Origin of the sequence: Pseudomonas sp. R3-52-08 (assembly GCF_003851745.1) — a bacterium.
Lineage (GTDB): Bacteria > Pseudomonadota > Gammaproteobacteria > Pseudomonadales > Pseudomonadaceae > Aquipseudomonas.
Map to the genome: position 1 here is coordinate 5,891,038 of NZ_CP027730.1, position 15,183 is coordinate 5,906,220.

The window sequence follows — 15,183 nt, forward strand, 5'->3', positions numbered from 1 at the left end:
TTATTGAACGGCTTTACGCGGCACCGAGGGATCGGCCGGTAAGGTAAAAGATCGCAGATCGATCGTCGGCGCACTGTCGGCGCCCAGGCGATGATCCAGAATAAGCAGTTTGGCGTGGGCCAGGCCCTGGCTGAGCTGGCCCAGGTACTGTTCCAACACGAAAGCCCGGCCCGCTGCGGCGTAGGCTTTTTGTTCGGCAACGAAGCGCAGGTTGGCCGCCTGGGCACCGGCATTCACTTCGCGCGCGGTGGCCTGGGCCTGGTCGCGGGCGGTGCTGGCCTGCAGCAACGCCTGGTTGGTCTGCTCGCTGGCCGCGCCACGCTCGCGAGCGATCAATGCCTGGGCACCGATCTGCGCGGCTTGCACGCCGTGATAGGCGTTGGCGGCGCCGGCCGGTGGGTGGATCGCTTCGACGACCGTGGCGAGAATTTCCACACCGCTGTCGAGCTTTTGCAGGTCTGCTTGTACGCTGCGGCCGATTTCGTCGGCAAGGCGGGTGCGTTGTTCGCCGAGCAATTCATCGAGGGTGCGCGAGGCGAAGTCATGCACCAGGATGCGGCTGGCGGTGCTGCGGATCAGGGTCGGGACATCGGCGCTGTTGTAGGTGGCAGCCAGTGCGGCCTGGTCCGTCAGCCCGATGCGGTAGACGAACCGCACGTCCATGTTGACGATCTGGAAGCTCTGTTTGTCGCCACTGCTGCTGGCGATGACCTGGGACTTGTCATTCACATGGCTGGCGTCCCACAAGCGATTGGCGATCAGCGGTGCCGGGCCTTCGGCGGCGGCCAGCTCGGGCGTGGCGCTTTCGCTGACGCTGGTCGCCAGCTCGTGCACCACGCCGTTCTCCACGTTCAACACGCGGCCCAGGGGCCAGGGCAACCCAACGTGCAAGCCCGGGCCGAACACCTCGACCGGTTTGCCGAAACGCTCATAAATCCCACGGCCCTGCAGAGGGACTTCATGCACGCCGGTCAGCGCCCAGCCTACCGCGAGCACCACCAGCAGCACCGGCAGGAACGCGCGACGCATGTAGGTAAACGCCCAGATCTGGCGCAGGTCGATGCCGAAACGATTGTGCAATTCATGCTGCAAAGCTTGCAGCGGCTGCGGCGGCCAGCGCAGCAGGCCTGCGACCACACTCTGCGCCATCAGGCGAGGCTCGAGACGCGGCTGGCGTGGGCTGAACAGTGACAGCACGCCGCGCAGCACAAATTCCAGCGCCACCAGCGCAGGCAACAGGCCGATCAGCGTCGCCAGCCGCAGCGGCCACACCGATTGCGCACCAGCAAACAACAGGCACAGCGCACTGATCACCAGGCAGGTGATCGCCACCCGGCTCAATTGCGCCAGTTGCGCAGCTTCCGGCCATTGCACGGCGGTTTCCTGGGCCATGCGCCGCTCGAACACCAGCAAACCGAACGCCAGCGCCAAGCCCAGCGCCGCGCCGATGCTGGCGGATTGACCGACGGCGGCAGCGGGCAGCGCCAGGTTCCAGAATTCAATAACGCTGACCAGCGCCAGCAACGACCAACCGCACAGCCACAACACCGGCGCGCCGATCTGCTTGCCCAGGCGCTGCACAAGGCGCTCGTAGCGGCCCGTCTCTACACCCGGCAATTCAACTGCCGGCTCTTCCAGCGCCTGGGCACGCCAATCGGCTACCCACCACGCCGACTGCAAGCCGGCTACCAAGACGAGCAAGGCCGACGAGCAATTGATCAACACCACCGGCCAGATCGAGACCGGTGCAAACAGCGCCACAAATAACGCCAGCACCCAACCGGTAACGGCCAAGGCTGTCAGGCTGATACCGGCTTGGCGCAATCGACGGGCATGGAACAGCCCCTGCTGAAAACGCGGCAGGCCCTCAACCGAAGCTCCGCCAGCTTCTAGATCCACTTGCATCCACTCAACGCCCGCTTGTACATAATTCGTTACGATATAACACGCGGCGTGAAATTTTTGTTCGCTTTTGGCTACAACGCAGATCCCCTGTGGCAGGGGGCTTGCTCCCGATAACGGTGGGTCAGCAGTACATGTATCAACTGACCCAAAGCCATCGGGAGCAAGCCCCCTCCCACATTTGATCTTTGTTGTTCCAAAGATCGTGACTAAACCCCCATAAACAGGCGGCATCACTGGTACGCGCCCAAATTAATCGGCACACTCCAGAACAGTTTTTTCGCGGCTCCACGGACAGGGAAGCGCCCTCCTTCATGATCTCCATCTATCAGCTCAAACCGCGGTTCCAAAACCTGCTGCGGCCCCTCGTGCAGCGCCTTTACGACAACGGCACCACCGCCAACCAGATCACCGTGCTGGCCGGCGTCATTTCCGTGTTGGTGGGCCTTTTGATCGCCAGCTTCGCCCAGCACTTGTGGCTGTTTGCGCTGATCCCGCTGTGGATGATTGTGCGCATGGCCCTTAACGCCGTCGACGGCATGCTCGCGCGCGAGTTCGGCCAGCAATCACGCCTGGGCGCCTACCTCAATGAACTGTGCGACGTGATCGCCGACAGCGCGCTGATCCTGCCGTTTGCGCTGATCCCCGACGTCAGCCTGGCGCCCGTGCTGTTGGTGACGCTGCTCGCAGTGTTCAGCGAATACGCCGGTGTGCTGGGGCCGATGGTGGGCGCATCGCGCCGCTATGACGGGCCGATGGGCAAAAGTGACCGGGCGTTCGTACTCGGGGTGCTGGCCACCGGCGTGGCGTTGGGCTGGTTCGGCGCCGGCTGGGTCGACACGGTGATGTGGCTGGTCGCCGCGCTGCTGGCCTACACCCTGGTCAACCGGGTGCGTCAGGGCCTCAAGGAACACTCAGACACCTCACCGATTGCATAAGGATGCTTGCGATGCGCGAACAGCAACCACACAGCTTCAGCACCCATGACGGCGTCGAGCTGTTTTACCGGCACTGGCCGGCCACGGCAGGCGCCGGGCCGCGCAAGGCGATTATGTTGTTCCATCGCGGTCATGAGCACTCCGGGCGTATCGCGCACTTGGTGGACGAACTGGGCCTGCCTGACTTTGACTTCTTCGCCTGGGACGCCCGTGGTCACGGCCAATCCCCCGGCGAGCGCGGTGACAGCCCCAGCTTTGCCACCAGCGCCCGCGATGTGCAGACTTTCTGCGACCACATCGGCGCCACCTACGGCATCGAAGAGGAAAACGTCGCGGTCATCGCCCAAAGCGTCGGCGCGGTGATCGCGGCCACCTGGGTGCATGACTACGCACCGAAGATCCGCGCCCTGGTACTCGCCTCCCCTGCCTTCAAGGTCAAGCTGTACGTGCCCTTCGCACGCCCGGGCCTGGCCCTGATGCGCAAGTTTCGCGGCAACTTTTTCGTCAACAGCTACGTCAAGGCCAAGTTTCTCAGCCATGACCCGGAGCGCGTGGCGTCCTACGACAGCGATCCGCTGATCACCAAGGCCATCTCGGTAAATGTGCTGCTGGGCTTGTACGAAGCGGCCGACCGGGTGGTCGCCGATGCCCAGGCCATCCAGGTGCCGACCCAGTTGCTGGTCTCCGGCTCCGACTTCGTGGTGCACCGTAAGCCCCAGCAGCAGTTTTTCGACCGTCTCGGCAGCCTGAAAAAAGAGCTGCATATTCTCCCCGGTTTCTTTCACGACACCCTTGGCGAGCGTGACCGCGCCGTGGCCATCAACAGCGCCAGGCGCTTTATCCTGCAAAACTTTGCGCAGCCGCTGGACCGCGCCTCGCTGCTGGACGCCGACAAACTGGGCGCCACCTGCGCCGAATCCGAAGCCCTCGCCGCACCACTGCCGCGCAATTCCCTGCGCGATCTGTACTGGCGCATGACCCGCGCCAGCATGGGCCTGGGCAAGAACCTGTCGGAGGGGGTGAAACTGGGCTTCGACACCGGCTTCGATTCCGGCAGCACCCTGGATTACGTGTACCGCAACACGCCCACCGGCAAAGGCGCGCTGGGGCGGATGATCGACACCAACTACCTCAACTCCATCGGCTGGCGCGGCATTCGCCAGCGCAAGCTGAACGTCGAAGAATTGCTGCGCCTGGCCATGGCCAAGTTGCGTGCCGATGAGCGCGAAGTGCGCATCGTCGATATCGCTGCTGGCCATGGTCGTTACATTCTGGAAGCTTTGCAGGGTGTGTCGCCGCTGCCGGAATCGATCCTGCTGCGCGACTACAGCGACATCAACGTGCGCGACGGTGGCGCCTTGATCCGTGAGAAGGGCCTGGACGATATCGCGCAGTTCATCAAAGCCGATGCATTTGATCGGGCGAACCTGGCCGCGCTGGAGCCGAAGCCGACGCTGGCGGTGGTGTCCGGGCTATATGAATTGTTTGCCGATAACGCCATGGTCGGCGGTTCGTTGGCGGGCCTCGCCGAAGCGGTGGAGCCGGGCGGTTATCTGGTCTACACCGGCCAGCCGTGGCACCCGCAGCTGGAGCTGATCGCCCGCGCCTTGACCAGCCACCGCCAGGGCCAGGCCTGGGTGATGCGTCGACGCAGCCAGGCGGAAATGGACCAACTGGTGGAGGCTGCGGGCTTTCGCAAGATCACCCAGCGTGTGGATGAGTGGGGTATTTTCACCGTGTCCCTGGCACAGAAGATCTGAGCATGCGCGAACCCGGCTTGTTCAAACCGGCGCTGTTGTGGCTGCTGCTGTTGGCGCCGCTGTTTTTCAGCACCTACGGCTTTGCTACTTGGGTCACCAACCAGCGCAGCGATGTGGGCACGCTGGTGTTCGGCTGGGAAACCCATATGCCGTTCTGGGCCTGGACCATCGTGCCCTATTGGTCCATCGACCTGCTCTACGGGTTCTCGCTGTTGCTGCCGAGCACCCGCCACGAACTCAAGCAGCATGCCCTGCGCCTGCTGACGGCCCAGGTGATAGCCGTCAGTTGCTTCCTGATCTGGCCGCTGCGCTTCACCTTCGAACGGCCGGAACTGGATGGCGTGTTCGGCTGGTTGTTTGCCGTGCTGGCCGGCTTCGACAAGCCCTTCAACCAGGCGCCCTCACTGCATATCGCGCTGCTGGTGATCCTGTGGGTGATGTACCAGCGGCATACCCAAGGTTTTTGGCGCTGGGTGGTGCACGGCTGGTTTGCGCTGATCGGTATTTCCGTACTGACCACTTATCAACATCACTTTGTCGACTTACCCACAGGCACCCTCGCGGGGTGGTTGTGCGTGTGGTTATGGCCGCTGGAACACGCCAGCCCGCTGCTCAATGCCCGACTTACGCGCGACTCTAAACGCCGTTGGCTGGGTGCGCGCTACGCCCTTGGCGCGCTGGCGCTGATGCTGCTCGCGCTGGTTTTGGGCGGTTGGGGGTTATGGTTGCTGTGGCCGGCGGTGTCCCTCGCGCTGGTCGCAGCCAATTACTGGCTGCTGGGTGCCGAGGGCTTTCAGAAACGCAACAATGGCCAGCTGACGCCTGCTGCGCGTTGGCTGTATGCGCCTTATCTGGTCGCCGCCTGGATCAATTCGCGGCTGTGGACACGCCGGCATCCACAGCCTGAGCTGATTGTGGATAACGTCTGGTTGGGGCGAATTCCTACATCGAGCGAGCAGCAGTCTTTCAAGGCCATCGTCGATCTCTGCGCCGAATTGCCGATTAATCCACAGGGTCGTAGCTATCACTGCATTCCTGTTGTGGACTTGATCGCGCCCACCTCCGCCGAATGCCTGCAAGCCGCCAAGGCCATCGAACGCCTGCGCTTGGACGGCCCGTTGCTGGTGTGCTGCGCCCTGGGCTACTCGCGCAGCGCCACGGCCATTGCCGCTTGGCTGTTGCACAGCGGACGCGCGACGACGGTGGATAAAGCGCTGGCTATTATTCGTACAGCGCGGGCCCGTGTGGTCCTGCATCCCGCACATCGTCTCGCCTTGGAGGGTTTGCCCCATGCCTGCTGATATGGAACTGCAAGTCGTCGCCAGCCTGCTGCGCCGTGGCCGTTCGCTGGATCAGTTATCCACAGGCCTTACAGTGGCCGGCGTGTTGTTCGGTGTGGCCCAACTGTTGATGGCGAGTGTTTCAACGGTCTGCCTGCTGCTGGCCTTGTGGATGATCATCCTGGGCCTTGTGCAAAAATACTGGGCCCTGCGCGTTGCGTTCGACGCCGATCTGTTTGCCCTGCTCGCTCGCGACGTCGAGCGCACCGCAGACCTTGACCAAGCCCTGCAGACCCTTGGCCTGCAATCGGCCAAGCGCGCCGGCCGGCCTTGGGCCGAACGCCGTCGTGGCGCCCTCAAATTGCTGCGCAAACAGGCCTGGCTGCTCGGCGCGCAAGCGCTGCTGACCCTGGCCGTGCTGCTTGCCAGCCCTTGGCTACCTTTCGCCGAATAAGGAATTCCCATGTTCGAACCCGTGGTCGCCACACTGATTACTTCCATGGCCCGCACCGTCACCGGCGCCCGCAGCCTGTGGTTGGGCTGCGCGCCCGTGCCGGTGCAGCGCATCTACTTCGCCAACCACAGCAGCCACGGCGACTTCGTGCTGGTGTGGGCGTCGCTACCGCAAAACCTGCGCAAATTCACCCGCCCTGTGGCCGGCAGCGATTACTGGAATAAAAGCGCGCTGCGCCGCTACATCATCAACCGCGTGTTCAACGGCGTACTGATTGATCGCGAGCGCAAAGAGCCTGTGGATAACCCTTTGCAGCCAATGCTTGCTGCGTTGGAAGGCGGCGACTCGCTGATCATCTTTCCTGAAGGCACGCGCAATCTGGAGGACGGCCTGCTGCCGTTCAAAAGCGGGTTGTATCACTTGGCAAACAGTTACCCACAGGCCGAGTTGATTCCGGTGTGGATAGCCAATTTGAACCGCGTGATGCCCAAGGGCCGTGTCCTGCCATTACCGCTGTTATGCACAACCAGCTTCGGCGCGCCCCTGCAATTGGAAGAAGGCGAAGACAAAGCCGCGTTCCTTGCCCGCACCCGCGACGCCCTGCTCGCCCTCGCCCCGGAGCATTCCTGAGATGGATAGCCAGACCTTGATGTTATTCGGCGGGATCGGCGCGATTCTGGTCACCGCCTCGCTGATCGGCCTGATCCTGAAGTTGCGCACCCGTGGCAATCCCAACGCGGTGATCGACAACCTCAACGCCCGCATCAACGCCTGGTGGGTGATGGTGGTGGTGATCGGTGTCGCCTTCTGGCTCGGCACCGGCGCAGTGATCCTGCTGTTCTATGCGGTGTCCTTCTATGCCTTGCGCGAATTTCTCACCCTCACGCCGACCCGGCGCAGCGACTACCCGGCCCTGGTCGCGGCGTTCTACCTCGCCCTCCCGCTGCAGTACGTGCTGATCTACGCCGACTGGTACGGACTATTCTCGATCTTCATCCCGGTCTACGTGTTCCTGCTGCTGCCGATACTCGCCTCCCTGGGCGGCGACAGCACTCACTTCCTGGAGCGCGCATCCAAGGTGCAATGGGGCCTGATGATCGCGGTGTTCTGCGTGTCGTTCGTGCCGGCGTTGCTGACCCTGGACATCCCCGGCTATGAAGGCCGCAACCTGCTGCTGATCGCCTACCTGGTGATCGTGGTGCAACTGTCGGACGTGTTGCAGTACGTGTGCGGCAAGCTGTTCGGCAAACACAAGATCGCGCCCAACCTCTCGCCGTCCAAAACCGTGGAAGGTTTTGTCGGCGGCATCCTGCTGTCCTCTCTGATCGGTGCCGCGCTGTGGTGGACCACGCCGTTCAATCCCTGGCAGTCGTTTTTGATCGCGCTGTTGATCAACCTGCTGGGCTTTGCCGGCGGGATCGTGATGTCGGCGATCAAGCGCGATCGCGGCGTGAAGGATTGGGGGCACATGATCGAAGGGCACGGCGGCATGCTGGATCGGCTGGATTCGGTGTGCTTTGCGGCGCCGATCTTCTTCCACCTGGTGCGGTACTGGTGGACCTGACCTACCCCTTTCTCAAAACCAATGAAGATCAAACTGTGGGAGGGGGCTTGCCCCCTCCCACATTGGTTGTGTGGTGCTTTCCGGGTTTAGGCAAAGTCGGATCCTGGTCACTTGAAACACAGTTCATAAACCGTGCTTCCACGCTTGGCCTATTGCGGCTGGGTTCGGTTGATCCCAGGATTCAGCCAGCACCCTTATGGAGTCGAATCATGTTTGCTGGTTTCCAGAAACAACAGCGCCAGGTCAATGGCCTGAACATCAGCTATCGCATCGGTGGATCCGGCCCCGCGCTGTTGCTGTTGCATGGTCACCCTCAGACCCACGTTATCTGGCACAAGGTCGCCGAACGTACCTATCGCCTCCGTCACGATCCCAGGCGCCGGTTGACCATTTCGGTCAAGCGCTCGCCGACTCGCTCAATCCCTTTGTTTTGCGCCACCACCTGGGCACCCTCCATGAGCAAGGTCAGTTCCTCGGCCACCTGCTCCGGCTCGCTCAATGCCATGGCGGTGCAGAGGGCAAGCAGCCGCGCGAATTGCCGTTGCTTGTGCGCCTGGATCAGCAACCGGGCGGGGTGCTCAGCCTCGGGCAACTCGGCCAGGGTGTTGGTGAACGGGCAGCCCCGGTAATCCGAGCATTGCAGGTCAGTCACGATGAACTCAACAAAGCCCAGCAGTTGCTTGCGCGGTGAATCCGGGTGCTCCGATGCCAGTCGGTCGAAGACATCGCCATAGCTTTCAGTAAGCTGCTCAAGCCATTCCAGCACCAGCGCATCCTTGTTCTCGAAATGCCGGTAGACGGTCATTTTCGTCGAGGCCGCCCGCTCGGCGATGGCGTCCATGCTGACCCGCGTAATCCCTTGCTCCCTGAACAACACCGTCGCAGCATCGATGATGCGTTCCCGGGGCGGCAGTTGGGGTGTCCGTTGTGGGCGCATGAATAATCTCCGCTTGACATCGATACCTGTAAGTATCGCATGATACTGATAGGTATCGTCAGATACCATCCAGTATCGATCATACTCAATGGGAGACTGCCATGCACCTGTCCGACTACGCTGTTCACGATGCCACGGGCCTGAGTCAACTGATCCAGGCCAAACAGGTCAGCCCAAGCGAGGTGCGTGCGGCGGCCTTCCACGCCATCGAGGCCCTCAATCCGCAAATTAATGCACTGGTTGAAACCTGGAACGATGAGCCTGCCCCCCACGCCGGTGTGTTTTCAGGCGTGCCGGTGCTGATCAAGGACCTGGGCATTACTGCCAAGGGGCGTCGCAACGAACTGGGCAGCGCGTTGGCACTCGGCTGCACCGCCGAAGGCGATTCACAGCTCATGAGCCGCTTGCGTTTCGCCGGACTTGTGCCGCTTGGCCGAACCACCACACCGGAGTTCGCTGCAAGCACCACCACCGAAAGCCGACTTTATGGACCCACCCGTAATCCCTGGAATGTAGAACGAAGCGCCGGAGGCTCAAGTGGCGGTTCGGCAGCCGCCGTCGCGGCCGGCATGGTACCCATCGCTCACGCAACCGATGGCGGCGGCTCCATCCGGGTACCTGCCTCGCTGTGTGGCCTGTTCGGCTTGAAACCCAGCCGCGGGCGAGTGCCCATGGGGCCGGACGTGGATGAAGTCTGGAGCGGCCTTGCGGTGCACGGCGTACTGACACGCTCGGTGCGTGACAGTGCGGCCCTGCTGGACGCTGTGCATGGCAGCGCAGTCGGTGACCCGTTCCACATTGCGTCGCCGCCGACCAGCTTTCTGGAACAATCCCGGCTTGAGCCCCACGCATTGCGTATCGGTGTGCACACTCGCCCGCTCAATGGCCAAGCGCTGCACCCAGCGGTGCAAATCGCATTGGAGCAGACGATGCGACATCTCGAGGCGCTTGGGCACCAGGTCGAGGAAGTCGAGCCGGATATTGGCGTGAGCTGGGAGGCTTTTGTCGAGCTGAATGGGCGCTTCTGGTCGTCCAATACCGCCGCCTGGATCGACACCATTGCAGCCGCAACCGGACGTAGTATCGATGCTGAACACCTTGAGCCCGCTACCTTGGCGCTGTACCGATACGGCAAGACGCTAAGTGCCACCGAACTGTTGGGTGCGTTGCACGAACGCAATATTGTCACCCGAACGCTCGGCGGCTTTTTCGAGGATTACGATCTGCTGCTGTCACCGACCTTGCCAGGCTTGGCACCGATGATCGGTCAATACAATGCACAGCAAGCGCATCTGGACGGACGAGGCTGGATGAACCATGTGTTCAACCAGTCACCGTTCACCGCGCTGGCGAACGTCACCGGCGCACCGGCTATGTCGGTTCCGCTGTTACAAGACCCTCAAACCGGTTTGCCTATTGGCATGCAGTTCATGGGCAAGTTCGGCGCTGAGGGCGTGTTACTGGGGTTGGCTGGGCAGCTTGAACGTGAGTGTGCGTGGGCCGGTCGGCGGCCGGGCGTGTGGGCGGGTAAGCTCTGATAGAGGCTCGAACGGGCGCGGTAATAGGTGGCGTTCTCAGGTTTTTCGCGAGCAAGCTCGCTCCTACAGTAAATGCGGTGCAGCCTAGCCGTGTACTACGGGCTCTTTAAGCAGTGATCTCGACATAGCTAGACTCTCCGCCTCCTGTCGCACCCGATAGCCAGCCCCAAACAAAACTCAACGTCGTGCGCCCGGCGTGATCCACGCCTACCGTGCCACGAGACCACCCAGCAAGCAGTTCCCCTTCCAGAGTCAGGCACTGATACAGCAGCTCGATGGTATCTGGACCGGTCACCCGTCCGACTTGAGTACCCAGGCGAATCCGGCCCCCCTGGTAAGTGCTCGAAATCGCGTCATCTTCGACTTGGTAGTGAAATACGGTGCCGGTGCCGGACAGTCCCTGAGCGTTGTCGGCGACTACAAACCGGCGATTGTGCAGACGTGCGTAGACAGTAGGATTTTGCATCAGTCGACATCCTTGAATTGAGCGAATTCAAAACGTAAAAAAGGGGCTGTTGAAAACAGCCCCTTTTTGGGTAGATCAGTGAGGCTTACTCCACCGTCACCGACTTCGCCAGGTTGCGCGGCTGGTCAACGTCGGTGCCTTTAAGCACGGCAACGTAGTACGACAGCAACTGCAGCGGGATGGTGTAGAGGATCGGCGACAGGGTGTCGTGGATGTGCGGCATGTTGATCACGTGAGTGCCTTCACCGTTGGTCATGCCTGCCTTTTCGTCGGCAAACACGATCAGTTGGCCGCCGCGGGCGCGGACTTCCTGCAGGTTGGACTTGAGCTTTTCCAGCAGTTCGTTGTTCGGCGCCACGGTGACCACCGGCATGTCGTCATCCACCAGGGCCAACGGGCCGTGTTTCAGCTCGCCAGCTGGATAGGCTTCGGCGTGGATGTACGAGATTTCCTTGAGTTTGAGCGAACCTTCCATCGCTACCGGGTACTGCGCGCCACGGCCGAGGAACAGGGTGTGGTTTTTGTCGGCAAACAGCTCGGCGACTTTTTCCACGGTGCTGTCCATGGCCAGGGCTTCACCCAGGCGGGTCGGCAGGCGGCGCAGTTCTTCCACCAGGGTGGCTTCAATGCCTTCGGCCAGGGTGCCGCGCACTTGGCCGAGGGACAAGGTCAGCAGCAACAGGCCAACCAGCTGGGTGGTGAAGGCTTTGGTCGACGCTACGCCGATTTCGCGACCGGCCTGGGTCAGCAGGGTCAGGTCGGATTCACGCACAAGGGAGCTGATGCTGACGTTGCAGATTGCCAGGCTGGCGAGGAAGCCTAGCTCTTTGGCATTGCGCAGGGCAGCCAGGGTGTCGGCGGTTTCGCCGGACTGGGAGATGGTCACGAACAGGGTGTCTGGCTGCACCACCACCTTGCGGTAGCGGAATTCGCTGGCGACTTCGACCTGGCACGGGATGCCGGCCAGTTCTTCCAGCCAGTAACGCGCAACCATGCCGGCGTGGTAGCTGGTGCCGCAGGCGACGATCTGCACGTTGCGCACTTTGGCGAACAGCTCGGCGGCTTGTGGGCCGAAGGCGTTGACCAATACTTGGTTCTGGCTCAGGCGACCTTCCAGGGTGCGCTGCACCACAGACGGCTGCTCGTGGATTTCCTTGAGCATGAAGTGGCGGAACTCGCCCTTGTCGGCGGCTTCGGCACCGTCGCGGTATTGCACAGCTTCGCGCTCGACGGACTGACCGTTCACGTCCCAGATCTGCACGCTTTCACGGCGGATGTCGGCGATGTCGCCTTCTTCCAGGTACATGAAGCGGTCGGTGACCTGGCGCAGGGCGAGTTGGTCGGAGGCCAGGAAGTTTTCCCCCAGGCCCAGGCCGATCACCAATGGGCTGCCGCTGCGTGCGGCAACCAGGCGGTCAGGCTGGCTGGCGCTGATCACGGCCAGGCCGTAGGCGCCGTGCAGTTCCTTGACCGTGGCCTTGAGGGCGGTGGTCAGGTCGCTGTGGTCCTTGAGCTTGTGGTTGAGCAGGTGGGCGATGACTTCGGTGTCGGTGTCCGACGTGAACACATAGCCCAGGCCCTTGAGTTGGTCGCGCAGCACTTCGTGGTTTTCGATGATGCCGTTGTGCACCACCGCCAGGTCACCCGAGAAGTGTGGGTGAGCGTTACGCTCGCACGGCGCACCGTGGGTGGCCCAACGGGTGTGGGCGATACCCAGGCGCCCAACCAGCGGCTCGCCGGCCAGGGCCTGGTCCAACTCGCTGACTTTGCCCGGACGGCGCATGCGCTCGAGCTTGCCGGCGTTGGTGAAGACGGCCACACCGGCGCTGTCATAGCCGCGGTATTCCAGGCGCTTGAGGCCTTCGAGCAGGATGGGAGTTACGTTACGTTCGGCGACTGCGCCAACAATTCCACACATGGTATTTCTCCTAGATGACTGCCGCGCATATCAGCGTAATGCCGCGGGCTTGGATCTGGTCGCGGGCCTCGAGCGGCAGGCGATCATCGGTGATAAGGGTATGGACACTGCTCCAGGGCAGTTCCAGGTTGGGAATCTTGCGGCCGATCTTGTCGGATTCGACCATCACCACGACTTCACGGGCGACCTCGGCCATGACGCGGCTCAGGCCCAATAACTCGTTGAACGTGGTGGTACCGCGCTGCAGATCGATGCCGTCGGCGCCGATGAACAGTTGATCGAAATCGTAGGAGCGCAGCACCTGCTCGGCGACCTGGCCCTGGAACGAATCCGAATGCGGGTCCCAGGTACCGCCGGTCATCAGCAGCACCGGTTCATGCTCCAGCTCGCTCAAGGCGCGGGCCACGTTCAGGGAATTGGTCATGACCACCAGGCCGGGTTGATGGCCCAGTTCAGGGATCATCGCGGCGGTGGTACTGCCGCTGTCGATGATGATGCGCGCGTGCTCACGCAACCGCGCCACGGCCGCACGGGCGATGGCGCGCTTGTAGGCAGAGACCGGTTGAGCCGCGTCGCCCACCAGCTCATGAGGCATGGTGATCGCGCCACCGTAGCGGCGCAGAAGCAGGCCATTGCTTTCGAGGGCGGCCAGGTCCTTGCGGATGGTCACCTCCGAAGTTTCGAAACGCTTGGCCAGTTCGTCCACGCTGACTTCGCCCTGTTCATTGAGCAAGGTCAGGATATTGTGGCGACGTTGGGGGGTATTTCGTTTCGACATGGCGATGGTAAGTTTCGGTTCGAAAGATAACGAAGGCAATCAAAACCTATTCGGAACTCATCGTCAAGCGTTTGGAAGAGATTCTTCAGACGACACGAGCAAATGTGGGAGGGGGCTTGCTCCCGATTGCGGCAGATCAGTCAACTTTTACATCGACTGGACCACCGCTATCGGGGGCAAGCCCCCTCCCACATTTGGATATCACTGCTGAGGGAGCAGTGGATAACTCAGGTCTTGTTGATTTTGACCGGTCGCTTCCAGCCGTCGATGTTGCGCTGGCGGGCGCGGGCGACTGCCAGTTGGGACTTATCCACATCCTGATTGATGGTTGAGCCCGCAGCGGTGTTGGAACTATCACCGATAGTGACGGGTGCGACCAGCGAGTTGTTGGAGCCGATGAACACGTCCTCGCCAATGGTGGTCTGGTGCTTATTGGCGCCGTCGTAGTTACAGGTGATCGTGCCAGCGCCAACGTTGGTGCGCGCACCGATCACCGCATCGCCCAGGTAGGTGAGATGCCCAACCTTGGCGCCTTCGCCCAGGTGAGCATTTTTCAGTTCGACAAAGTTACCCACATGGGCCTTGGCTTCCAGCACGCTGCCAGGACGCAGCCGCGCAAACGGACCGGCATCGCTGCCCTCGCCCATCACCGCGCCGTCGATATGGCTGTTGGCCTTGACCACGACACCTTTGCGCAGCGTGCTGTCCTTGATCACGCAGTTCGGGCCGATCACCACGCCGTCCTCGATGACCACACGGCCTTCGAGGATCACGTTGATGTCGATCAGCACGTCGCGGCCCACCGTCACTTCACCGCGTACATCGAAACGCGCCGGGTCACGCAGGGTTACGCCCTGGGCCATCAGGCGGCGCCCTTCACGCAGCTGATAGTGGCGCTCCAACTCGGCCAGTTGCTTACGGTCGTTGGCGCCCTGCACTTCCATCGGGTCGTGGGGCTGTTCGGTGGCGACCACCAGGCCATCACTGACTGCCATCTCGATGACGTCGGTGAGGTAGTACTCGCCTTGGGCGTTGTTGTTGGACAGGCGGCTCATCCAGTCGGCGAGGCGATTGGCCGGCACCGCGAGAATCCCGGTGTTGCCTTCGGTGATGGCGCGCTGGGCTTCACTGGCATCCTTGTGCTCGACAATGGCCGCGACCTTGCCCTCGGCGTCCCGCACGATGCGCCCGTAGCCGGTGGGGTCGTCCAGCTCGACGGTGAGCAGGCCCATCTGGCCAGGCACCACATGCTTGAGCAGGCGTTGCAGGGTTTCCACTTCGATCAGCGGCACATCACCGTACAGGATCAGCACGGTGTCAGCGGTGATGAACGGCACCGCTTGCGCGGTGGCATGGCCAGTGCCCAGTTGCTTGTCCTGCAAGACGAAATTCAAGTCGTCTGCGGCCAGACGCTCACGTACCACATCCGCACCGTGCCCGATGACGACGTGAATGCGCTGCGGGTCCAACTGCCGGGCACTGTGGATAACATGGCCAAGCATGGAATTGCCTGCGACCGGGTGCAGTACCTTGGGCAAGGCCGAACGCATGCGGGTGCCCTGGCCAGCGGCGAGAATTACGATTTCAAGAGACATGAATGGCTACCAATCCTGGGCGGTCCGGCTTCAGACCAAAGAAGTGTTTTGCA

General features: G+C 62.0%; 13 protein-coding genes and 1 pseudogene. 8 read left to right on the forward strand and 6 right to left on the reverse strand.

What is annotated here, in order from left to right; translation table 11 throughout:
• Nucleotides 1-1,905, reverse strand: coding sequence for a protease modulator HflK (gene hflK / locus C4J91_RS27295; protein WP_124365059.1), 1,905 nt, complete (start codon nt 1,903-1,905; stop codon nt 1-3).
• Between the two features lie 311 nt (nt 1,906-2,216).
• Here hflK and C4J91_RS27300 point away from each other — a divergent pair, with 311 nt between their 5' ends.
• From C4J91_RS27300 to C4J91_RS27330, 7 genes and pseudogenes are all read left to right on the forward strand, one after another.
• Complete coding sequence (locus C4J91_RS27300) at nt 2,217-2,840, forward strand: CDP-alcohol phosphatidyltransferase family protein (RefSeq protein ID WP_124365060.1); 624 nt, start codon at nt 2,217-2,219, stop codon at nt 2,838-2,840.
• Between the two features lie 11 nt (nt 2,841-2,851).
• Nucleotides 2,852-4,600 (forward strand): bifunctional alpha/beta hydrolase/class I SAM-dependent methyltransferase, encoded by a 1,749-nt coding sequence (locus tag C4J91_RS27305; RefSeq protein WP_124365061.1) that lies wholly within the window; start codon nt 2,852-2,854, stop codon nt 4,598-4,600.
• A 2-nt stretch (nt 4,601-4,602) separates the two neighbouring features.
• On the forward strand, nt 4,603-5,901 hold the full coding sequence (locus C4J91_RS27310) for a phosphatase PAP2/dual specificity phosphatase family protein (protein ID WP_124365062.1): 1,299 nt from the start codon (nt 4,603-4,605) through the stop codon (nt 5,899-5,901).
• The gene (locus C4J91_RS27315) at nt 5,891-6,334 is read left to right on the forward strand and encodes a hypothetical protein (protein ID WP_124365063.1); all 444 of its coding nucleotides are present in this window, start codon (nt 5,891-5,893) and stop codon (nt 6,332-6,334) included. Before C4J91_RS27310 ends, C4J91_RS27315 begins: the two co-directional genes overlap by 11 nt.
• Nucleotides 6,335-6,343: 9 nt before the next feature.
• Nucleotides 6,344-6,964: a 1-acyl-sn-glycerol-3-phosphate acyltransferase gene (locus C4J91_RS27320; RefSeq protein ID WP_124365064.1), complete on the forward strand. Its 621-nt coding sequence runs from the start codon at nt 6,344-6,346 to the stop codon at nt 6,962-6,964.
• A 1-nt stretch (nt 6,965) separates the two neighbouring features.
• Nucleotides 6,966-7,898, forward strand: coding sequence for a phosphatidate cytidylyltransferase (locus tag C4J91_RS27325; RefSeq protein ID WP_124365065.1), 933 nt, complete (start codon nt 6,966-6,968; stop codon nt 7,896-7,898).
• A 209-nt stretch (nt 7,899-8,107) separates the two neighbouring features.
• Nucleotides 8,108-8,248: pseudogene (locus C4J91_RS27330) on the forward strand (alpha/beta fold hydrolase); the annotation flags it as partial.
• Nucleotides 8,249-8,262: 14 nt separating this feature from the next.
• On the opposite strand, the gene C4J91_RS27335 reads toward C4J91_RS27330, so the two are convergent.
• The gene (locus tag C4J91_RS27335; protein ID WP_124365066.1) at nt 8,263-8,835 is read right to left on the reverse strand and encodes a TetR/AcrR family transcriptional regulator; all 573 of its coding nucleotides are present in this window, start codon (nt 8,833-8,835) and stop codon (nt 8,263-8,265) included.
• A gap of 101 nt (nt 8,836-8,936) precedes the next feature.
• Between C4J91_RS27335 and C4J91_RS27340 the strand changes: the two genes are divergently transcribed.
• Nucleotides 8,937-10,373, forward strand: a complete 1,437-nt coding sequence (locus C4J91_RS27340) for an amidase (RefSeq protein ID WP_124365067.1) — start codon at nt 8,937-8,939, stop codon at nt 10,371-10,373.
• Nucleotides 10,374-10,479: 106 nt separating this feature from the next.
• On the opposite strand, the gene C4J91_RS27345 is transcribed toward C4J91_RS27340, so the two are convergent.
• The 4 genes from C4J91_RS27345 to glmU form a co-directional block, all read right to left on the reverse strand.
• A complete protein-coding gene (locus C4J91_RS27345) occupies nt 10,480-10,839 on the reverse strand; it encodes a hypothetical protein (RefSeq protein ID WP_124365068.1) in 360 nt (119 codons plus the stop codon).
• 85 nt (nt 10,840-10,924) lie between these two features.
• The gene (gene glmS, locus C4J91_RS27350) at nt 10,925-12,757 is read right to left on the reverse strand and encodes a glutamine--fructose-6-phosphate transaminase (isomerizing) (RefSeq protein ID WP_124365069.1); all 1,833 of its coding nucleotides are present in this window, start codon (nt 12,755-12,757) and stop codon (nt 10,925-10,927) included.
• A gap of 10 nt (nt 12,758-12,767) precedes the next feature.
• Complete coding sequence (locus C4J91_RS27355; protein WP_124365070.1) at nt 12,768-13,535, reverse strand: DeoR/GlpR family DNA-binding transcription regulator; 768 nt, start codon at nt 13,533-13,535, stop codon at nt 12,768-12,770.
• Between the two features lie 227 nt (nt 13,536-13,762).
• Nucleotides 13,763-15,130: a bifunctional UDP-N-acetylglucosamine diphosphorylase/glucosamine-1-phosphate N-acetyltransferase GlmU gene (gene glmU / locus C4J91_RS27365; RefSeq protein WP_124365072.1), complete on the reverse strand. Its 1,368-nt coding sequence runs from the start codon at nt 15,128-15,130 to the stop codon at nt 13,763-13,765.
• Nucleotides 15,131-15,183: the final 53 nt, after the last annotated feature.